Source organism: Ruegeria sp. AE3, assembly GCF_056542225.1.
The window spans coordinates 455,122-474,722 of record NZ_JBQFZL010000001.1 but is presented as its reverse complement, the minus strand read 5'-3'; the positions used below and the strand labels follow the sequence as shown (position 1 = coordinate 474,722).

General features: G+C 57.1%; 19 protein-coding genes. 9 read left to right on the top strand and 10 right to left on the bottom strand.

The window, feature by feature from the left end; all coding sequences use genetic code 11:
- Window positions 1–98 precede the first annotated feature (98 nt).
- Window positions 99–731 (bottom strand): cupin domain-containing protein, encoded by a 633-nt coding sequence (locus tag ACR0NZ_RS02360; protein ID WP_480516686.1) that lies wholly within the window; start codon window positions 729–731, stop codon window positions 99–101.
- A 143-nt stretch (window positions 732–874) separates the two neighbouring features.
- On the opposite strand from ACR0NZ_RS02360, the gene ACR0NZ_RS02355 reads away from it, so the two are divergent.
- The 3 genes from ACR0NZ_RS02355 to ACR0NZ_RS02345 all read left to right on the top strand — a co-directional run bounded on the left by ACR0NZ_RS02355 (window position 875) and on the right by ACR0NZ_RS02345 (window position 3,948).
- Window positions 875–1,870, top strand: coding sequence for a hypothetical protein (locus tag ACR0NZ_RS02355; RefSeq protein ID WP_480516684.1), 996 nt, complete (start codon window positions 875–877; stop codon window positions 1,868–1,870).
- 72 nt (window positions 1,871–1,942) lie between these two features.
- Entirely contained in the window at window positions 1,943–3,235 is a 1,293-nt protein-coding gene (locus tag ACR0NZ_RS02350; RefSeq protein ID WP_480516682.1) for an O-acetylhomoserine aminocarboxypropyltransferase/cysteine synthase family protein, read from the top strand.
- Window positions 3,236–3,237: 2 nt separating this feature from the next.
- A complete protein-coding gene (locus ACR0NZ_RS02345; RefSeq protein WP_480516680.1) occupies window positions 3,238–3,948 on the top strand; it encodes a GNAT family N-acetyltransferase in 711 nt (236 codons plus the stop codon).
- Between the two features lie 2 nt (window positions 3,949–3,950).
- On the opposite strand, the gene ACR0NZ_RS02340 is transcribed toward ACR0NZ_RS02345, so the two are convergent.
- Window positions 3,951–4,655 (bottom strand): SIMPL domain-containing protein, encoded by a 705-nt coding sequence (locus ACR0NZ_RS02340; RefSeq protein ID WP_480516678.1) that lies wholly within the window; start codon window positions 4,653–4,655, stop codon window positions 3,951–3,953.
- A gap of 155 nt (window positions 4,656–4,810) precedes the next feature.
- Between ACR0NZ_RS02340 and ACR0NZ_RS02335 the strand changes: the two genes are divergently transcribed.
- Entirely contained in the window at window positions 4,811–6,769 is a 1,959-nt protein-coding gene (locus ACR0NZ_RS02335) for a hypothetical protein (RefSeq protein WP_480516676.1), read from the top strand.
- An 87-nt stretch (window positions 6,770–6,856) separates the two neighbouring features.
- On the opposite strand, the gene hppD is transcribed toward ACR0NZ_RS02335, so the two are convergent.
- Window positions 6,857–7,954 (bottom strand): 4-hydroxyphenylpyruvate dioxygenase, encoded by a 1,098-nt coding sequence (gene hppD, locus ACR0NZ_RS02330; RefSeq protein WP_480476620.1) that lies wholly within the window; start codon window positions 7,952–7,954, stop codon window positions 6,857–6,859.
- Window positions 7,955–8,101: 147 nt separating this feature from the next.
- Here hppD and ACR0NZ_RS02325 point away from each other — a divergent pair, with 147 nt between their 5' ends.
- Together ACR0NZ_RS02325 and ACR0NZ_RS02320 are read left to right on the top strand one after the other, a co-directional pair.
- Entirely contained in the window at window positions 8,102–8,557 is a 456-nt protein-coding gene (locus ACR0NZ_RS02325; RefSeq protein ID WP_480476618.1) for an Lrp/AsnC family transcriptional regulator, read from the top strand.
- 19 nt (window positions 8,558–8,576) lie between these two features.
- Window positions 8,577–10,457 (top strand): monovalent cation:proton antiporter-2 (CPA2) family protein, encoded by a 1,881-nt coding sequence (locus ACR0NZ_RS02320; RefSeq protein WP_480493394.1) that lies wholly within the window; start codon window positions 8,577–8,579, stop codon window positions 10,455–10,457.
- A gap of 30 nt (window positions 10,458–10,487) precedes the next feature.
- Here the strand turns inward: ACR0NZ_RS02320 and cobT are convergent, their stop codons facing one another.
- A complete protein-coding gene (gene cobT / locus ACR0NZ_RS02315; RefSeq protein ID WP_480516674.1) occupies window positions 10,488–11,498 on the bottom strand; it encodes a nicotinate-nucleotide--dimethylbenzimidazole phosphoribosyltransferase in 1,011 nt (336 codons plus the stop codon).
- Between the two features lie 30 nt (window positions 11,499–11,528).
- Here cobT and cobS point away from each other — a divergent pair, with 30 nt between their 5' ends.
- Complete coding sequence (gene cobS / locus ACR0NZ_RS02310; RefSeq protein ID WP_480516672.1) at window positions 11,529–12,341, top strand: adenosylcobinamide-GDP ribazoletransferase; 813 nt, start codon at window positions 11,529–11,531, stop codon at window positions 12,339–12,341.
- Here cobS and ACR0NZ_RS02305 read toward each other — a convergent pair.
- From ACR0NZ_RS02305 to ACR0NZ_RS02280, 6 genes are all read right to left on the bottom strand, one after another.
- Window positions 12,338–13,099 (bottom strand): potassium channel family protein, encoded by a 762-nt coding sequence (locus ACR0NZ_RS02305; protein WP_480476612.1) that lies wholly within the window; start codon window positions 13,097–13,099, stop codon window positions 12,338–12,340. The genes cobS and ACR0NZ_RS02305 overlap by 4 nt on opposite strands.
- 117 nt (window positions 13,100–13,216) lie before the next feature.
- Window positions 13,217–13,726: a CarD family transcriptional regulator gene (locus tag ACR0NZ_RS02300; RefSeq protein ID WP_117869282.1), complete on the bottom strand. Its 510-nt coding sequence runs from the start codon at window positions 13,724–13,726 to the stop codon at window positions 13,217–13,219.
- Between the two features lie 279 nt (window positions 13,727–14,005).
- On the bottom strand, window positions 14,006–14,344 hold the full coding sequence (gene fdxA / locus ACR0NZ_RS02295; protein ID WP_170616129.1) for a ferredoxin FdxA: 339 nt from the start codon (window positions 14,342–14,344) through the stop codon (window positions 14,006–14,008).
- Between the two features lie 66 nt (window positions 14,345–14,410).
- Window positions 14,411–14,776: an RNA-binding S4 domain-containing protein gene (locus ACR0NZ_RS02290; RefSeq protein ID WP_209504209.1), complete on the bottom strand. Its 366-nt coding sequence runs from the start codon at window positions 14,774–14,776 to the stop codon at window positions 14,411–14,413.
- A gap of 6 nt (window positions 14,777–14,782) precedes the next feature.
- Window positions 14,783–17,608, bottom strand: a complete 2,826-nt coding sequence (locus tag ACR0NZ_RS02285; protein WP_480516670.1) for a helicase-related protein — start codon at window positions 17,606–17,608, stop codon at window positions 14,783–14,785.
- Window positions 17,609–17,628: 20 nt separating this feature from the next.
- Window positions 17,629–18,198, bottom strand: a complete 570-nt coding sequence (locus tag ACR0NZ_RS02280; RefSeq protein ID WP_480516668.1) for a tetratricopeptide repeat protein — start codon at window positions 18,196–18,198, stop codon at window positions 17,629–17,631.
- A gap of 69 nt (window positions 18,199–18,267) precedes the next feature.
- Between ACR0NZ_RS02280 and ACR0NZ_RS02275 the strand changes: the two genes are divergently transcribed.
- Both ACR0NZ_RS02275 and ACR0NZ_RS02270 read left to right on the top strand, forming a co-directional pair.
- The gene (locus tag ACR0NZ_RS02275) at window positions 18,268–18,558 is read left to right on the top strand and encodes an SCP2 sterol-binding domain-containing protein (protein WP_480516666.1); all 291 of its coding nucleotides are present in this window, start codon (window positions 18,268–18,270) and stop codon (window positions 18,556–18,558) included.
- Window positions 18,558–19,532, top strand: a complete 975-nt coding sequence (locus ACR0NZ_RS02270; RefSeq protein ID WP_480516664.1) for an alpha/beta hydrolase — start codon at window positions 18,558–18,560, stop codon at window positions 19,530–19,532. Before ACR0NZ_RS02275 ends, ACR0NZ_RS02270 begins: the two co-directional genes overlap by 1 nt.
- Window positions 19,533–19,601: the final 69 nt, after the last annotated feature.

Here is a 19,601-nt window from a genome sequence, read left to right as displayed (position 1 = left end):
TCAATTGGTAAAATTTGCCAAATGGTCAAAAAATCGAAAATCCGGGCCGTTAAACCCGGATTTATTGGCATTTAGCTGATTTCAGGGCCGAAAAGCATTCAGACCATTTCACCAAGGTGGCAGGACTTGATCCAGACTCGGGCCCCATCAGGCCCTGCAACAGCCCGCGAGTGCGTTCCGGGAGGCAGGCGCAACCAGTCCCATTTCCAAAATTCTTCCCCCGATTCAGAGAAACTGCCCCTTATGACAAACACTTCCATGCCGTCGCACGCGTCCAGTTCGACCACGCCCCCATCAGCCCATGTCCGCACAAAAACGTCCTCATGATCATCTTTGAACAGCTGTACGTCAGAATCGCCATTTATCGAGCGACGCACCTCAGTCCGGTCCTGCGGGTCAAACTGGTGCAACTTGACCAGAATGGTTGCGCCCTCGGCAGCGGACGGAGTGTGCGAGGAAGTTGGAGGGTTGCGAACATAGCTGCCGACGGGAAAATCTCCGGTCTCGTCCTGAAATACACCGTCCAGCACCAGATATTCCTCGCCGCCGTCATGGGTATGGGCGGAAAAGGTGCTGCCGGGCGCAAAGCGGACAATGGTTGTTGCGCGGGCCACCTCATCACCAATCCGGTCCAGCATTTTGCGCTCGACCCCTGCTGCGGGAGAAGCGACCCATTCACTTTCGTCAAAGTGTACTGCGACCCGTTTGGTGAAATCCGCATTGATCCGCATGTGTATCCCTTTCTGAAGCAACCCCTGAAAGAAATGGGATCGCGTGATGAAATTTCAAATTATCCGCTTTTGACGCCTTGGGCCGCTTGATGTAATCCGAACGTCAAGGTGCATGGTCAAACACCTGTCGGGAACGGGCATAGATGCAGGCAACGTCACAGAAATTCAACGTCGCGGTCGTCGGTCAAAACAACCGCCTGCAATACGAGGCCCTGCTGTTTGCGGCTTCACTGCGCCATTCTTCACCGCAGTTCGGGGGCAAACTGTTTGTCGCCACGCCCAATCCGGGGCCACGCTGGAAACAGGATCCCCGCATTCAGGACGAAGATGTTCTGAAAGCCCTGAAACAACTGGATGCTGAAATTCTGCCCTTCGACTCGCATGTATTCGGTGAAAGCTATCCCTACGGCAACAAGATCGAAGCGCTGATGGCCCTGCCGGAAGATGAGCCCTTTGTGTTCTTTGACACCGACTCGCTGATCACTGGCGAGATCACATCCGTCCCATTTGACTTCGACCGCCCCAGCGCGTCACTGAAAGTTGAAGGGACATGGCCCAAACCAACGCTGTATGGTCCCGGTTTTGACGGTATCTGGCGCGCACTTTACGCCCGGTTCGGGTTGGATTTCGAAAGCTCGCTGGACACCGATCAACCCCGGGACCACTGGCGGCGGTACCTGTATTTCAATGCAGGCTATTTCTTCTACAAATGTCCCCGGAAATTTGGTGAGCGTTTTCTGGACTACGCCAGAACAATCCGCGACGAAAACATTCCGGAGTTGACAGGCCAAAGCCTTGACCCCTGGCTGGATCAGGCCGCCCTGCCCCTTGTCATTCACTCGTTCGGCGGTGGTCGTGATGTTTTGCCCTCTGGTTTGCTGGATGGATCCGTCAGTTGCCACTATCGCCTGTTTCCCTTGCTGTACGCCCGTGAAAGCGATCATGTGATAGACGTTTTGGAAACCATCGTCGCTCCAAACAAGGTCAAGAAGGTTCTCAAGCAATATGAGCCGCTGAAAAAGATGGTTCTGCAGGGTAAAGGCGCAAAAGTCCGCGCCCTGTTTGACCGCGATCATCTGCCACGACGTGAACAGGCCATCCGCAACACGATCAAAAGCAAGGGCCTCTGGCTGCGCTGACAGGATCGTTGTGCGCAAGCGGGCAATGGCCTACAGATTTCGCAAGACAAATTCCAACAGGAGATTTTCAAGATGTCTGACGGTCCCACCTACGGTTTCGACACGTTGCAAATTCACGCGGGCGCCCGCCCCGACCCGGCGACCGGAGCGCGCCAGACACCCATTTATCAGACCACGGCCTATGTGTTTCGCGATGCAGACCACGCAGCGGCCCTGTTCAACCTGCAAGAGGTGGGCTTTATCTATTCGCGCCTGACCAACCCAACTGTGGCTGTCCTTCAGGAACGCGTGGCTACACTTGAGGGCGGTGTTGGTGCCGTTTGCTGTTCGTCCGGGCACGCGGCCCAGATCATGGCGCTGTTCCCGCTGATGGGTCCGGGTTGCAACGTGGTCGCCTCAACCCGTCTGTACGGCGGCACGGTCACCCAGTTCAGCCAGACAATCAAACGCTTTGGGTGGTCTGCCAAGTTTGTCGACACCGATGATCTGGACGCGGTGAAGGGCGCAATCGATGAAAATACCCGTGCGATTTTCTGCGAGTCCATCGCTAATCCCGGCGGCTATGTGACGGACATCCGTGCACTGGCAGATGTGGCCGATGCGGCGGGCATTCCGCTGATTGTCGATAACACCTCGGCAACACCATATCTGTGCCGCCCGATCGAACACGGAGCGACCCTGGTCGTGCATTCGACCACCAAGTACCTGACTGGCAACGGTACGGTCACCGGCGGTTGCATCGTGGATTCGGGCAAGTTCGACTGGTCGGCAAATGACAAGTTCCCCTCGCTCAGCCAACCCGAACCGGCCTATCATGGACTGAAGTTCCACGAAACGTTCGGACCTTTGGCCTTTACCTTCCACGGCATCGCCATCGGTCTGCGCGATCTGGGCATGACCATGAACCCGCAGGCGGCCCACTACACGCTGATGGGGATCGAAACCCTGTCGCTGCGGATGGAGCGCCACGTGGAGAACGCCCAGAAAATCGCAGCGTGGTTGGAAGCGGATGACCGGGTGGACTACGTCACCTATGCTGGATTGCCGTCATCGCCCTATCAGGATCGGGTCAAAGCTCAGTATCCACGCGGTGCCGGCGCCCTGTTCACATTCGCCGTGAAAGGTGGCTATGACGCCTGTATCAAACTGGTCAATGCGCTGGAGATTTTCAGCCACGTAGCCAATCTGGGCGACGCGCGTTCGCTGATCATTCATTCGGCTTCGACCACACATCGTCAATTGACCCCAGAACAGCAGGAAGCCGCGGGCGCAGGCCCGGGCGTGGTGCGCGTATCCATCGGGATCGAGGACGTGAACGATCTGATTGCCGACCTTGATCAGGCTCTGGCCAAAGCAACCGCCTGACCATGACCCAGCACGATACAAACAACCTTGGCCAGCCCATCGGTTTACCGGTTTCGGGTAACTTTCCACGCCCGACACCACCCTATACGCCGATGGTGGGCCGGTATTGTTCTGTCGTGCCCCTTGATGTGAACAGGCACGCGCCCGGACTGTTCCGGGCGTTTGCCAAGGACACGGATGGCCACAACTGGACCTACCTGCCCTACGGCCCGTTTGACAGCGAACCTGAGTTCGAAGACTGGGCGCGCGCCAACTGCGTGGACGCGGACCCGATGTTCCATACCGTTCTGGACGGTGATGAGGTACCGTTGGGCATGGCTTCTTACCTCAGGATAGCTCCCGCCGCCGGAGCGATTGAGGTCGGGCATATCCACTTTTCACCCCTGCTTCAGCGCAAGCCGCAATCAACCGAAGCCATGTATCTGATGATGCGGCGCGTGTTCGATGAACTGGGTTACCGGCGATACGAGTGGAAATGCGACGCGCTGAATGGTCCGTCGCGCAGTGCGGCAGAGCGGCTTGGGTTCACCTTCGAAGGCGTGTTTCGCCAAGCAACCCACTACAAAGGGCGCAACCGCGACACGGCCTGGTATTCAATCATAGATACCGAATGGCCACGCATCCGTGATGCTTTCGAGGCCTGGTTGTCACCCGATAATTTCGACGCTTCGGGCCAACAACGAAAACCGCTGTTGGCCCGCGCGAAGGGTTGAATTCATTTGGAAATCTCGAACACCATCGAGACGCTGACAGACACCGAAACCTCACCACCTGCCACAGGTACACCCCCTGCGTCAGCCATGCTCATCATGCGCATCTCGGGCATCGGGCGCACGCCCCCCGTTTGTTCCGAAATCGTTTGCACCGCGCCAAGGGTTACACCCGCCGCCTGTGCCAGCTGCTCGGCCTTGGCCATAGCTTCGCCCACAGCTTGCGCGCGCGCTTGGGCCTCGATTGGTTTGGTATCCTGCACCCCAAAGCTCAAGCCCCCGAAATCGTTGGCGCCATCCTGAATGACCGCATCCATGATACTTCCTAGTTTGGACAGATCACGCACACGCACAAACACGCGGTTCGAGGCAGCGAATCCCGAGATTTCCGGTGTTTCTCCATTCTGCCCGTGCCGCCCGGACCAAACAGGGGAAAGCGACAGATCGCGGGTCTGGATATCGCGGTCTTCAATCCCCATCCCGGTCAGGCGCGCAAGCATCTTCGCAACTGAGTCCGAGGTGGCCTGCATCGCCGCCGAAGCCTCGGCGTTTTCATTTGTCACACCCAATGTGATCGTCGCCATATCGGGGGCAACCACTATGGTTCCAGTTGCGTCAACTGTGATGCGACGTTCTTCCGCATGGGCAAGTCCAGCGGTCGTTGCGGCCATCATCGCGGCCAGAAAAGCGAATGTCTTCAATGTTATCACTCCGATTTGCTTGGGTTAAAGATGGGTCGGCGATGCATTGCCATACAAGAGGAGAGTTTGCCTTTTTCTTTCCCTCGGCAAGTTCCTGCTTTAATGTCGGTCTGCGAACGCCAAGGTGTTTGCATTGACGTTGATAATTATGGTTCCTGCGGATTATGAAACCTGCCTTTGCGCTGTCTTTTTCTGCGACCGGAATATCATTGCATCATCACTCGGATGACGAATGGTTCGTTATCGGCTCGATTCCCTTGGATTCGCCGGACCTGTCTGGTCAGATGCAGGTTTTGCGGGAAAACGCTTTTGCGTTGGAAAACGACCTGAGCTGCAAGCTTGTTTTGCCTTCCGAACAGGTTCGATACCTTCAGGTTGCAACCGATGGCTTACCCCCCCAAGACACAGTGGAACGCATTGAGAGCGCACTTGCTGACGCAACGCCTTACGTTTTGTCCGAACTTAGCTACGACTATCAAACCGAAGGCGGCACCACCTATGTTGCGGCTGTTGCGCAAGAAACGCTGAGCGAGGCTCGGGCCTTTGCCTCGGACCATGGTTTCGTGCCGGTTTTATTTTGCGCCGAAGAAGACGCAGACGCATTCCCCCGAGAAGCATTGTTCGCAGAGCGTTCGGGCGCATCGGAAACCCGACCAGCAGAGCCACCGCTGTCGGCAAAAAACACAGACCAGCCCGAACCGGCAAAATCCGCCGGGAAACCAGCGCATCCCATTGCAGGAACAGCCGCACCAAACGTGTTTCTGACCCCCGAAACACCTGACAATAAGTTTGCGAATACGAAAGCGCAGGCACCGCGCATTGCGATCCCGGCATTTGCCGCGGCGGTTCTTCTTGGCGGCGCTTTCGGCGTTTGGCTGGCCTTGGACAGCGGTGGAGAAACAGATCAGACCGCACTGAGTCCAACTTCTACCGAGATAGGTGTTTCCGAGCCGGATATCGACGCCCTGCCACTGATAGTGCCCGAAGTTGCGGCAATCACCCCCCCTGAAAACTTGCCGCCTGAGGCTCCACTGGACAGGGATGTGCCCCCCACGCCAGAACCTGCCGAAGCCGAGGCCGAAGCCGTAGAACAACCAGAGCTCACCCCTACCGACGCGGCAATCCTTGAGGCGCTCAAGGTGGCCCCTACCCCGGTAGACCCCATCGCTCAGGACCCCGAGGCAGATGAGGATATCAGCGCTGCCTCCGGTGTGAATGTAACGCCTCCGGCCGCTTTGGACGTGCCAGAAGCCCCGGAACCGGACGATTTGTATCTGACATCGATCGACAAATCCGACCTGTCCAGCGATGCGGTTGCCCTGCCCCCAGCTTCCAGTTTCGATACCGACGAACCCTTCGTTCGGGACGTGCAACATGGCATAGCAGGAGCGCGGTTCAATCTGGATGATCGCGGGCTTGTGGCACCTACACCGGAAGGAACGCTGAACCCGGATGGGATTGTCGTTTATCAAGGCCGACCGTCAAAGGTTCCGCCAGCAACGCCAGTGCGTTTCGAAGATGAACCCGTACTTGACGAGGTCGACGAAAGGCTGGCCGGTCTACGACCCAAACCTCGCCCTTCAGATCTGGTCGAGAGTTTCGAACGCGGGCAGTTGGGGGGGCGGTCGCTGGCAGAGCTTTCGGCCAAGCGCCCAAAAGCACGCCCGGACAGTCTGCAAGCGCGCACAGAAATCGACGAGACGCCAACCGCGTTGGCCGTTGTCCGTGTCCCGCGCCCCAGGGTGCGCCCGGCGGGTCTGGACACTGCAAAGGCACCCGCTTCTGGTAACTCCAATCTTGGATCAACGGCCGCGCTGGACCAGAGCTCTGACGAATCCGGATCGTTTCAGGCGAAATCTGTCGCCCCCAAGATTCCCACAACTGCGTCTGTTGCCCGGCAGGCCACGCTCGATAACGCGATCAATTTGCGTCGCCTGAATCTGATCGGTGTTTACGGCACACCCGCCAACCGGCGCGCCTTGGTCCGGCTTCCCAGTGGACGTTACAAGAAACTGAAAGTTGGGGACAGTATTGACGGCGGCAAGGTCATTGCCATCAGCGACAGCGAGCTGCGTTATCAGAAGAAGGGTCAAAACGTGACGCTGGCGATGCCGCGTGGCTGATTTCGGCACTCAAGGCCTTGACCCATTAACTGTAAACAGGCGCGTCGGAGGCGGCAGAACCGCCTCCGACATGTTGGTTTACTTTGATCAAGCTGCCGAAATCTCGCCGCTTTCGATCTGTTCACGCTCGATGGATTCAAACAGCGCCTGGAAGTTCCCTTCACCGAAACCATCATCACCCTTGCGTTGAATGAACTCGAAGAAGATCGGGCCAATCACCGTTTTCGAGAATATCTGCAACAGAATGCGCGTCTCGCCTCCGTCAACGACGCCTTCGCCGTCGATCAGGATGCCGTGTTTCATCATCCGGTCTAGCGGCTCTTCATGGCCGACCACGCGGGTCCTGGACTTCTCGTAATAAGCTTCGTTTGGACCCGGCATGAACTTCAGCCCGTTTTCAGCAATAGCATCGGTTGAAGCGTAGATGTCGTCGCTGCCAACAGCGATATGCTGAATGCCTTCGCCTTTGTATTTCTTCAGGTAAGACACGATCTGCCCGGTCTCGCCGCGGTCCTCGTTGATCGGAATACGGATACGGCCGCAGGGAGACGTCAGCGCTCGGCTGTAAAGGCCGGTAAACTTCCCCTGAATGTCAAAGAAACGGATTTCACGGAAGTTGAACAGGTCGCCATAAAACTTGAACCACTTGTCCATGTTGCCCTTGTAGACGTTGTGCGTCAGGTGATCGAGATAGAAGAACCCCTCGCCCCGAGGTTTTGATTCCTTGATCCAATTGAATTCCTGATTATAGGGTGATGTGTCGTAGTACTGATCAATGAAATAAATCAGCGACCCGCCAATACCCTTGATCGCAGGCACATTCATTGTTCTGTCATCGTGGTCGTAAGGTTCCGCACCTTTTGACAGGGCATGCTCATACGCTTTTTGCGCGTCCACCACCCGCCAGCCCATCGATGGCGCGCAGGGCCCATGTTCGGCCACGAACTTAGCCGCGAAACTGTCCGGGTCAGCATTCAGGATGTATGTGACATCCCCTTGTTGCCAAAGCTCGACAGCAGGTTTTTCCTTGTGGCGGGCCACCAGATCAAACCCCATCTTTGCGAACAGATCACGCAGCTCCTGCGGTTCTGGATGGGCGAATTCGACGAATTCAAACCCATCTGTACCGGCAGGGTTTTCTTCGCTGATCACGGATTTCGGGGCATTGTGCGGGAAAGGACCCATGGCGCGTCTCCTACGAAAACAGGAATTTCTTTGCTGATTCAAAAATACGACTTTTCTGGCGCTGTTTCTGCGCATTGTTTTCGTATAAACTGCAAGATGACGCGCAAAACGCGCATATAAATTAATAAAATCAGGATTTTTCCGCACATGCTGGATGCAACCGACAAGCGACTGCTTTCCGCGCTGCAAAAAGATGCACATCTGACGGCGCATCAACTGGGTGAAATGCTGAACTTGTCGTCCAGTCAAGCGGGACGCCGCCGACAGCGGCTTGAAGTCGAAGGGTACATCACCGGATACGCTGCCCGGCTGGACCCGCTGAAACTGGGCCTGCAGGTGCAGGGGTTTGTTCAGGTGCATCTGGGCACCCATGGCCCCGAGCAATCCGCAAGCTTTGCCCGCATGGTCGACACCCGCCCCGAGATTACCAGCGCATGGACGATGACGGGCGAGGCCGACTATCTGCTGCACATCTACTGTGACGACCTGTCCGCCCTCAACAGCTTGCTACATCACGTGATCCTGCCGCATCCTGCCGTTGCACGAGTACAGAGCCAGATCGTAATGGATCAACTTAAACGCGACGCCCCCCTTCCCACCTGAAAAGGTTCCGAGGACACACATGGACGACTTTCTATATCAGGCTTCGATCTATCTGGCAGCGGCTGTCATTGCCGTTCCCCTGTCTGCCAGACTGGGGTTGGGGTCCGTGCTGGGCTATCTTGCCGCCGGGATCATTATCGGACCCGTACTGGGACTTGTCGGAGCGGAAACCGAAAATCTTCAGCATGTGGCCGAATTTGGCGTGGTGATGATGCTGTTTCTCATTGGCCTGGAACTGGAGCCACGCGCCCTATGGGACATGCGCGACAAGCTATTGGGTCTGGGCGGATTGCAGGTGTTGCTGTCAACAATCGCGATTGCTGCCGTGGCCATGTACGCCAACCATCCCTGGTCGGTTGCCCTGGCGGTAGGGTTGACCCTTTCGCTTTCATCGACCGCGATCGTTCTTCAAACCCTGTCAGAAAAAGGCCTGATGCAGACAAATGGCGGCCGCGCGACATTTTCGGTTCTGTTGACGCAGGACATTGCGGTGATCCCAATTCTGGCTTTGTTGCCACTGCTGGCCCTACCCGCCATGCCACGCTTCCAAGCCGATGGATCGATAGACAGGGGGGCCGGCGGTTCACATGGCGCGGGCGATCACAGCCTGTCACTGGTCGAGGGGTTGCCGGGCTGGGCCGTTACCCTGGTCACAATCGGCGCGGTGGTGTTTGTCATTCTGGCCGGTGTCTACCTGACAAGACCGTTGTTTCGCTTCATCCACGCAACCCGTCTGCGCGAGATGTACACCGCACTAGCACTGATGATCGTCGTGGGGATTTCGTTTCTGATGACACTGGTCGGCCTGTCACCTGCCTTGGGCGCGTTCCTGGCAGGTGTTGTTTTGGCCAGTTCTGAATTTAGACATGAAATGGAAAGTGACCTTGAACCGTTCAAAGGGTTGTTTCTGGGGCTGTTTTTCATCACGGTCGGGGCCGGAATAGACTTTGGTTATTTCTTCAACGACCCGCTGGACCTGATTGGACTGGCGCTGCTTGTGATACTTGCCAAGGGGATCATCCTTTATCTAGTGGGCAAGGCTTTCAAACTGCGGGGGCGTGATCACTGGTTGTTCACCCTTGGGTTAGCGCAGGCTGGTGAGTTCGGATTTGTCCTGCTGGCATTTTCGACGAAACAGAATGTTATTCCGCCCAACCTGTCGCAAAAGCTGCTGATGATCGTTGCTCTGACGATGTTGATCACACCTCTTCTTTTCATTGTCTACGACGCCTTGTCAAAGAAGATTGGCGATTCAGCGACCACCCCCGAACCGGACGTGATCGACGAAAAGGGCCCGGTCATCATCGCCGGCATTGGTCGCTTTGGTCAGATCGTCAACCGGCTGGTACGGGCCAGCGGTTTCAAGACAGTCGTTTTGGACCACAATATTGAAACCATTCAGCTGATGCGCCGATTTGGTGTCAAAGGCTTTCTGGGTGATCCCACTCGGCCGGAACTGTTGCGCGCGGCGGGATTGGACAAAGCATCCGTTCTTGTCGCCGTTATGGATGATCACAAGCAAGTCACGCGACTGGTCAGCTATGCCAGACGGCAGCGCCCTGACCTGCACATCATCGCCCGCGCCCGCGACCGGACCCATGTGTACGAGTTGTATCAGGCGGGTGCCAATGACATCGTGCGGGAAATGTTCGACAGCTCGCTGCGTGCAGGTCGCTATGTTCTGGAGAATATCGGGCTGAGTGAGTACGAAGCAGCCCAGGCCGAGCAGACGTTTTACCACCACGACCGGAAGTCATTGCGTGATCTGGCCGAGCTTTGGGTTCCCGGACTGCCAACCGCCGAAAACAAAAAATACATTGAGCGTTCGCAGGCGCTGGAAAAGGATCTGGAAACCGCGCTGCTGGAACTGGCCGAAGAGCACGCGAAAAAATCGGCCTGACCCAAGCCTTTGCCCGGGCCAGGTACGGGTTTAGCTGTCAGATACCCCAGCTTCGGCAAAGGTTGCCATGCCGGAATGACAGGCAACGGCACTTTTCAGAATGTTGATCGCCAATGCCCCGCCGGACCCTTCGCCCAACCGCAGGCCAAGGCTCAGCAACGGCTCTTTACCCAATTTCGCCAGCACGGCGCCATGGGCCGCTTCGGCGCTTTGGTGACCTGCCACAGCATGATCCAGCGCGCCATCGGACAGCTTCCACAAACAGGCGGCGGCGGCCGAACAAATGAACCCGTCCAGGATCACCGGGATGCGCAACACCCGCGCAGCAGCAATTGCACCCGCCATTGCGACTATCTCGCGTCCACCCAGACAGCGCAGGATGTCCAGACCATCATCTGACGCGTGTTTGGCGACACCCTCGGCCACGACACGGGTTTTGTTGACCAGACCTGCGTCATCCACACCAGTTCCGCGACCTGTCCAATCGGACGCGTCGCCACCAAACAGAGCACAGGCAATAGCCGCAGCCGGGGTGGTGTTGCCAATACCCATTTCGCCGACCACCAAAAGATCAGATTGCGGATCAACGGCCTGCCAGCCAGTGCGCAACGCGGCTAGCAATTCATCCTCTGTCATGGCTGGGGCTTGGGTGAAATCCGCGGTCGGCTTGTCCAGATCCAGCGCGTGTACATCCATCTTCGCGCCTGCGGCCCTGGCCAACTGATTTATCGCCGCCCCGCCATGTTCGAAATTCATCACCATCTGCACGGTCACTTCCGGTGGAAAGGCCGAAACACCCTGCGCGGTAACACCGTGATTTCCGGCAAACACGATAACCTGAGGCGCACTGATCTGTGGACGGGCGTCCCCCCGCCATCCTGCATACCAGACTGCAAGATCCTCAAGCCGACCAAGCGCGCCGGGGGGTTTGGTCAATTGTCCATTTCGCTCGGCCGCGCCCTGCACCGCTGCGGCATCTGGGCCCGGAGCTCCCGCCAGGACAGCACGGAACGTGTTCAAATCATTCAGTTCAGGCAGCATGAAAGCCTCATTGCATCAGAGTGGTCCTGCGTGTTTAACCGAAGGATCGAAACCAACAAGACCCCGAAAGGCACGGGCGTGCATAAAAACGACACCAAACCGTTTTCCCTGTGGGATGTTCCGCTGGCCCTGGTGCTGTTGACCCGCCTGCCCCTGCCCCGTTTGCCCAAAGCCGTTTTTGCCCGGCAGGCACAATCGGTATGGGCGTTTCCACTGGTTGGGCTGGTCGTTGGCGGGTTGGCATGCCTGACCGGTTGGCTGGCGATGGGGCTTCAACTGCCCCCGTTTGTGGCGGCTTCATTACTGGTTTCAGCGCTGATCCTGATGACCGGGGCAATGCACGAAGATGGTCTGGCCGATACGTTCGACGGGCTTTGGGGCGGTTTCACCGCTGAACGGCGGCTGGAGATCATGAAGGACAGCCAGATTGGAACTTACGGCGTGCTCGCTTTGGTGATGTCGCAGCTTTTACGAGTATCCGCGATTTCTACCATACTTGTCACTGGTCCGATCTGGATGGTGGTTGCGGCTTGTGTATTTTCCCGCGCATTGATGCCAGCACTGATGGTACTTCTTCCAAACGCCAGAACGTCGGGCCTGAGCCATTCGGTTGGTACCCCCGGCGCAGGAACAGCCTGTATCGCTGTGGGCATCGCGATTCTGGTCGCTTTCAGCTTGTGCGGAAGTCTGGCGCTTAACGCGATAGTCTTCGCGACTTTGGTCGTTGCCGTTTTGGGGCTCGTCGCAAAAACCAAGATCGGCGGTCAAACCGGAGATATTCTGGGAGCGTCGCAGCAATTGGCGGAAATCACGTTTCTGCTTACACTCAGCGCCCAGACCTAAGGCGACCCCCCTGTTTCAATTCGCAACGTATCGCCGCAATGTTTGCAATGCACGGCGTCTGGGTCGTGCCGGTACAGCCCGCAGCTGGGGCATTTGTGACGGACCTTCTGTGGCGCGAAAATTGCTTGCGCCAGCCGGACGAACAGTGCCACGCCAACGACCATAATGAAGACAGAAAACAGCTTGCCACCCGGTGTGACCAAAGTGATGTCGCCAAACCCGGTCGTCGTGAGCGTCGCCATGGTAAAATACAGCGCATCTACGTAGGGCGTTTGCGCGTCTTCTGGTATAAAAAACACCAAAACGGCCGTCGAGGTGGCAAAGACAAAGACCAGCAGGTTGATCGCTGCGATAACAGCGTCCTCGTGCGTGCGGAAAAAACGGCTGTCGCGCCGCAAATCCCAGAGCAGGTGATATGAATGGATCAGACGCAGGGCGCGTAATATCCGCAGGAAAGCCAGGTTGCCTGTCAAAAACGGATCAAGCACCAGAGAGAGGACGACTACGATATCCGCCACCGTGTAAATCTGGCGCAACAGCTTCCAGCGGTCTTTTGAAATCCAGAGCCGCGCAGAGAAATCCAGAAAAATCAGCACGCCGACCAGTTGGCTTGCAACGGTCAAACCTGGCCCATGCGGGATGTGGGCCGTCGCGACAAAGAAAATGATTGTCGCAACATCGAACAGGATCAGCGCATACCTAAACCAAACCGAAACAGGGTCGTGTCCGATATACAGGTATTTCACAGTCTGCTTCATGTCTGTCCGGTAATCCGCTGCATACACAGTGAAATTAGCGCCACTTGAACAAATCACCAAGCCACGAAAAAGGCCGCCCCAAATTCGGAGCGGCCCGTTTTGTCAAAGTACCTTCGATCAGGCAGCGCGTGAGGTCAGAACTTCGTCCACCTGCTTGGCGGCAGACACCTCGCCAGCGCCTGAAACAGCCGCGACCTCACGGGTCAGACGTTCCAAAGCGGCTTCGTACAGCTGACGCTCGGAATAGCTCTGCTCGCGTTGATCATCGGTGCGGTGCAGGTCACGGACAACTTCGGCGATCGAGATCAGATCGCCCGAGTTGATCTTCTGTTCATATTCCTGCGCGCGACGGGACCACATGGCGCGTTTAACCTTGGCTTTGCCCTTCAGCGTTTTCATCGCCTGGCTGATCACATCGGGCGAGCTGAGCGACCGCAGACCGGATTCGGTCGCCTTGTTGGTCGGCACGCGCAACGTCATCTTGTCTTTCTCAAATGAGATGACGAACAGCTCAAGCGAGAATCCCGCGACATCCTGTTCCTCGATCGAGATAATCTGGCCCACGCCATGGGCGGGGTAGACAACATAGTCGTTCGGGCGGAACTCGAGCTTTTTCGACTTTGTCATTCAGTTTTTTCCTTGCTTGCGGACGGGACACGGACAACAAAAACACCACATGCGGGGACTGTCTCAGCCCCGTCAGGCGGCGATATTGTCACAAATTCAATACTCCAAAGTGAGCATACTTACGGAGCGCATCCCAATCTCGGTCATCATGTGGATTTAGTATATCACAAAATTACGACGCCCGAAAGTTTACCTTACGGGAATTTTTCATATTCAACCTGCGTTCAACAGGTTGTGCCGTGATCTTTATGTAAAAACAGGCCGTGTGGAACGAATCACTCAGCCGCCTTCTCCGGGCGCTTCCGAGAAATACTTCTCCATCTTACCCTCTTCACCGTCACGCTCCTCTGCGTCGGGCAGCGGGTCTTTTTTGGTGACGATCACCGGCCATTGTTCGGAATACTTGCGATTGAACTCGACCCACTCCTCCATACCCGGCTCGGTATCGGGGCGGATTGCATCGGCGGGGCACTCGGGCTCGCACACTCCGCAGTCAATGCATTCGTCAGGATGAATGACCAGCGTGTTTTCACCTTCGTAGAAACAGTCCACCGGACACACTTCGACACAGTCGGTGTATTTGCAGGCGATACAGTTTTCGGTGACTACATAGGTCATGGTCGGATTCCTGTTTGCGGTTTGAGCGACTAGCTAATTCAGTCTGGCCCGCTCTTCAAGACAGGATCAGTGATCTTCCGGGCGAGAAAGATCAATAGCGCGTCGATCTTTCTTGGTTGGCCGACCTTTTCCCTCGAAACCTGGATTTACAAGAGGCGCTTCCTGCTTTTCGGTCATATCAAAGTACAGAGTTTGCGCCTCGGGTGCCGGACCTCGGCGTTCCCCCAGTTTTTCCACACGTATGACGCGGACGATGCGACCCTGCGAGAAGGTCAGAACGTCACCGGGGGCCACGGCCTGCGCCGGTTTCAGCACCCGGTTTCCATTCAGCCGGACATGGCCGCCACTGACCTGTTTGGCGGCAAGGCTGCGGGTCTTGAAGAACCGCGCCTGCCACAACCATTTATCGATCCGCAGTTTGGCCTCGGCCATCTTGCGTCAATTACCGTCCTTCAGACCCATAAGCGCTGCGGCGAACGGGTTGTCGGGATCAATGGCCTTTTCTTTTTTCGGTGGCCGTGACGAGAAGGTCTTGGCCCCTTGCGGCTTTCCGCCCTTCTTGCCGTGCGGTTTGCCACGGCCCTCCTGCGGTTTGCCCCGTGGTTTCCCCTTGCCCTGCCCCGACTCGCGGCGCGGACCACGGTTCGGCTGACGCTGACGACCCCAGGTGAAGGTGTAAAACACTTCGACCTCGGGTTCATCCGACGCAGGTTCCGCGACCTGACCTTCTGCGACAGCCTCGGCTGCCGTCTCGGTGCTTTCGGTGGCCTCAGCTGCCTCCTCTGCGGGCGCGGCGACCTCTTCTGATGCCGCGTCAGGTGCTGGCGTCTCGTCGATAACGGCTTGTTCAGCCGCCTCTGTCACAGGCTGCTCAACCGGTTCCGGTTTGACCTTGCCACGCTCGCCGCGTTCGGCTTTGTAACCCAGCCCTTGCATCAGGTCAGCAAACTGTTCAAGCGTCATACCAGTGATCGACAGCATATCCGGCTTGGCTTCGAACCCGCCACGGCTGTCTTCCGCACGAAGCATATCGGCCAGACGTTCCAGCATGTCGATACGGATCGATCGGTCGCCCGCATCGCGGTAGCCGCACATGGTGTCGTAACCCTGCGGTGCATCCTTGGCGACCGGCACAGTCACCAACCCCGGAGGCGGTGCTTCGGGGAATTCCTGCAAACCGCCATACAGCGCCCACAGCACCAGACGCAGACGCGTCGGTGCGGGCTTCAGCAAGAGCGGCATGAAGATGGTGAACTGGCCAAAGCGGATGCCATGCTTGCGCAAGGCGCCACGCGCGTCCTGATCCAGATCCTTGACCTCTTGCGCGACGCCGGCGCGCGGCAGTACGCCCAGCGCCTCGACCATGCGGAAGGCAAACCCTTTCGCCAGCCCGTTGAGCTCCTCGTCGCGCGACAGATTCAGCAGCGGCTCGAACAGTGCAGCGATCTTGCGGTCGATGAAATGCTGCAACCGGCGCCGCACCTTCTGTTCGACATCCGGACCTGCGGCCTCGTCCACAAAAACCTCGACCACGGGCTTGAGAGGTTCGGCCCCGGCAACCAGTTTGCCAACGGCATATTCGCCCCACATCAGGCCGCCCTGATCGGTGAAATCAATTTCGGTATCGGGCGCATTGTAGAAGCGATCGGCACGCAGATGGAATTGCGGCGCGAGTGCTTGCAGGGATGCCGATTTGAGCGCTTTCGCCTCGGTTCCTTGCGCGCTTTTGTCCGGACTAAACCGGAACCCTTCCAGACGACCGACGAATTCGCCTTCGACGGTCACTTCACCCTTGTCATTTACTTCGGCCAAAAGGGCCTCCTTCTGTTTGAGCCGCCGCAACAAAACCGATGTACGCCGGTCCACAAATCTTTGAGTCAGACGCTCATGAAGTGCGTCAGACAGTCTGTCTTCTACAGTGCGCGTTTCGTCACGCCAATGTGATTCGTCACGCACCCAACCGTTTCGTTGCGCAACATATGTCCAGGTGCGAATATATGCCAACCTTTTGGATAACGCATCGATATCCCCATGGGTTTGGTCAATCCGCCGTATCTGCCGGGCCATGAAATCATCGGGAATACTGCCGCGTTCGTGCAGGTGGCCATAGATCACTTCCAACAGGCTTGCGTGCTCTGCATGGCTGATGCCGCGAAAATCAGGGATTCTGCACACATCCCACAGCAATCGAATGGATGGACCGTCACTTGCGCGGGCGACAATCTCGGCCTGTTGTGACAGCGATTTCAACACATTCAGGTCATCAGCAGGGCGGGCTTTGATCAGGTGTTCGTCATTTGGACTGACTTCAAGCGAGTTGATCAGTGCTTCAATCGAACCAAACCGGAGAGCGGCATTCCGCCAGTTCAACTTTTTCATCGGCGTGAACCGGCTGTCCATGACCGCCTGCGCGACACCTTCGTCCAGCGGCGGTGCCTCTCCGGTCACGCCAAAGGTGCCGTCCGACATCCCGCGCCCGGCCCGGCCGGCGATCTGGGCAAGCTCATTCGGGGCCAGCGGACGCATCCGCCGCCCGTCGAATTTGGTCAGGGATGAAAAGGCAACGTGGTTAACATCCAGGTTCAGGCCCATGCCGATAGCATCTGTGGCGACCAGGTAATCAACCTCACCATTTTGATAAAGCTCCACCTGAGCATTCCGCGTCCGCGGGCTGAGGGCACCCATGACAACCGCCGCGCCACCTTTCAGGCGGCGCAGAAGCTCCGCGATGGCATACACATTTTCGACCGAAAATCCGACAATAGCGCTGCGGGGCGGCATCCGGCTGAGTTTCTTCGAACCGGAATAGACCAGCTGCGACATCCGTTCGCGCCGGACAAACTGCGCCTCGGGCACCAGCGCGGCAATCGGGCCACGCATGGTGTCAGAGCCAAGAAAAAGTGTCTCGTTTGTTCCGCGCGACCGAAGCAGGCGATCTGTAAAGACATGGCCGCGCTCGGGGTCGGCACACAGCTGGATTTCATCAATCGCCACGAAATCCGCGCCCACACCTTCGGGCATCGCCTCGACAGTGCAGACCCAATACTGGGTCCGGGGGGGCACGATCCGCTCTTCACCGGTGACAAGCGCAACAATCGACGGCCCGCGGATGGCGACGATCTTATCGTAGACCTCGCGCGCAAGCAGACGCAGCGGCAGACCGATGATACCTGTGCGGTATCCCAGCATCCGTTCGATTGCGTAATGGGTTTTACCTGTATTCGTAGGGCCCAGAACGGCCACTATTCGGGATGACCCGCTCACCTTTGCCCCCTGCCCGGACCTTACAGCGCTGCGCCGTTGATCTGCAGCTTCAGTCGATTCACCGCGTTGGTTACTTCTTCGTGGTGGGGATGTATAGCCAATGCCCGTGAATAGGCGTCGTAGGCTTTGTCAGGTTGTCCGATAATCTCAAAGATCAGGCCCAGACCATAGATTGCCTCGTAATTGTTGGGGTTCAGGGTCAGGGCATGTTCCAGATCGGCAGCGGCCATGCCAAACCGTTCGATTCCGAAAAAGGCCGAAGCGCGCAGATGCCAGCCTTCAGCGAATTCGGGCGCATGATCCGTCAGGGCGGTCAGGTGATCCAATGCCGCACCTATGTCGCCGTCATCCAGCGCTTCACGGCCACGCTCTAGCAGCAGATCAGCCGATGCTGAACCGGACTGCGCCCACAGGGCTTGCAACTGCCGATCCAAAGCGATGGCCTGATCGGGTGTCGATTGGGCAAGTTTTTGCAGCAATTCGCCCTCGTTCCGCGAATCCGCCTGTTGCGCGAGGCAAGTGGAGGAAATCGTGACTAGGACAAAAAGTGCCGCGACGATACCTTTGAGATTGTGGATTGCAATGCTCATAACAATAATCAGTGTAGCGTTGCGACCGGGGATGTCCATTCACGGCGCACTAACAATATGAGGAAAAACATGAGCGAGATACTTGAAAAGGCAGCTGCCGCGCTGAATGAAAAACTGGAAGGCGGCGCGTTTGATGCCTCGGCCAAGTTTGATATCGCCGATCTGGGTGCCATTGTCCTGGATTCCAACGGCGCGCGGGTCAGCGACGATGACGCTGATGTCACCCTAAGCGCTGATGCCGACACGTTCGAACAAATCCTCAGCGGTGAATTGAACCCGACAGGTGCGTTCATGTCCGGCAAGCTGAGCATTGATGGCGACATGGGTGTTGCCATGAAACTTGCATCGGTACTGGCCTGATGGAGTTCTCGCCGGCCCCTTTGTTTGAAGACGTGGCCGGCGGCCCCGCCGGTGGAAAGGCCCACTGGTTGATAACGTCGGATCAAAAACGCATTCGCGTTGCTCACTGGCTTCCGGACGGAAAGGTACATGGCACTGTCATGATGTTTCCTGGACGCACGGAATACATTGAGAAATACGGCACTACTGCCAGCGAATTCGTAGAGCGTGGGTTCGCCATGCTGGCCGTCGACTGGCGCGGTCAGGGTCTTGCAGATCGATTGCTGGACGATGCTCGGGTCGGACATGTCGATCAGTTCACCGATTACCAGCAGGACGTTCAGGTCACTCTGAAACTTGCAAGCGCGCTGGATCTGCCAAAACCATGGTACGTGGTCGGGCATTCGATGGGCGGTGCAATCGGGTTGCGTGCCGTCATCGAGAAAGGATGTTTTGCCGCTTGCGCTTTCACGGGCCCAATGTGGGGAATTTTCTTCACTCCGGTCATGAAACCCCTAAGCCGCGTTACGGCCTATTGGGGCACAGCGCTTGGCCTGGGCGAACGAACGCCCCCCACCACAACACTCAAAAGCTATGTCCTGTCGCAACCTTTCGAGGGAAACATGCTGACCCGCGACCCGGACATGTACCGGATGATGCAGGATCAGTTGAATGCACACCCAGAACTCGCGCTTGGTGCCCCTTCAAATCTGTGGCTGCGCGAGTCGCTGGATGAATGTGCTTGGTTAATGGAGCAGACCGCCCCTCAGACACCCTGCCTGACATTTCTGGGCAGCCATGAGCAAATCGTTGACCGCAAGGCAATTCGTGCGCGCATGGCCAATTGGCCCAACGGAACGCTGATCGAAATTCCGGATGGTGAACACGAGGTACTAATGGAAGCACCCGAGGTTCGGGGGCCGGTGCTGGACAAGATTGCGGCGCATTTTCTGGCCAATCAGGCCAATGGTGCATCCGAGCTGGTTTCCTCGTAAACCCTTTCACCTTTGGGATTGGCCGCTTGTGATCCGGGCGCGCCAGCCCTAGATGTTTGCAAAAGCAGT

Coding starts and splice junctions, on each gene's coding strand:
- ACR0NZ_RS02360 (WP_480516686.1), bottom strand. CDS start 731: ATGCGGATCAATGCGGATTTCACCAAACGGGTCGCAGTACACTTTGAC.
- ACR0NZ_RS02355 (WP_480516684.1), top strand. CDS start 875: ATGCAGGCAACGTCACAGAAATTCAACGTCGCGGTCGTCGGTCAAAAC.
- ACR0NZ_RS02350 (WP_480516682.1), top strand. CDS start 1,943: ATGTCTGACGGTCCCACCTACGGTTTCGACACGTTGCAAATTCACGCG.
- ACR0NZ_RS02345 (WP_480516680.1), top strand. CDS start 3,238: ATGACCCAGCACGATACAAACAACCTTGGCCAGCCCATCGGTTTACCG.
- ACR0NZ_RS02335 (WP_480516676.1), top strand. CDS start 4,811: ATGAAACCTGCCTTTGCGCTGTCTTTTTCTGCGACCGGAATATCATTG.
- hppD (WP_480476620.1), bottom strand. CDS start 7,954: ATGGGTCCTTTCCCGCACAATGCCCCGAAATCCGTGATCAGCGAAGAA.
- ACR0NZ_RS02325 (WP_480476618.1), top strand. CDS start 8,102: ATGCTGGATGCAACCGACAAGCGACTGCTTTCCGCGCTGCAAAAAGAT.
- ACR0NZ_RS02320 (WP_480493394.1), top strand. CDS start 8,577: ATGGACGACTTTCTATATCAGGCTTCGATCTATCTGGCAGCGGCTGTC.
- cobT (WP_480516674.1), bottom strand. CDS start 11,498: ATGCTGCCTGAACTGAATGATTTGAACACGTTCCGTGCTGTCCTGGCG.
- ACR0NZ_RS02305 (WP_480476612.1), bottom strand. CDS start 13,099: ATGAAGCAGACTGTGAAATACCTGTATATCGGACACGACCCTGTTTCG.
- ACR0NZ_RS02300 (WP_117869282.1), bottom strand. CDS start 13,726: ATGACAAAGTCGAAAAAGCTCGAGTTCCGCCCGAACGACTATGTTGTC.
- fdxA (WP_170616129.1), bottom strand. CDS start 14,344: ATGACCTATGTAGTCACCGAAAACTGTATCGCCTGCAAATACACCGAC.
- ACR0NZ_RS02290 (WP_209504209.1), bottom strand. CDS start 14,776: ATGGCCGAGGCCAAACTGCGGATCGATAAATGGTTGTGGCAGGCGCGG.
- ACR0NZ_RS02280 (WP_480516668.1), bottom strand. CDS start 18,198: ATGAGCATTGCAATCCACAATCTCAAAGGTATCGTCGCGGCACTTTTT.
- ACR0NZ_RS02275 (WP_480516666.1), top strand. CDS start 18,268: ATGAGCGAGATACTTGAAAAGGCAGCTGCCGCGCTGAATGAAAAACTG.
- ACR0NZ_RS02270 (WP_480516664.1), top strand. CDS start 18,558: ATGGAGTTCTCGCCGGCCCCTTTGTTTGAAGACGTGGCCGGCGGCCCC.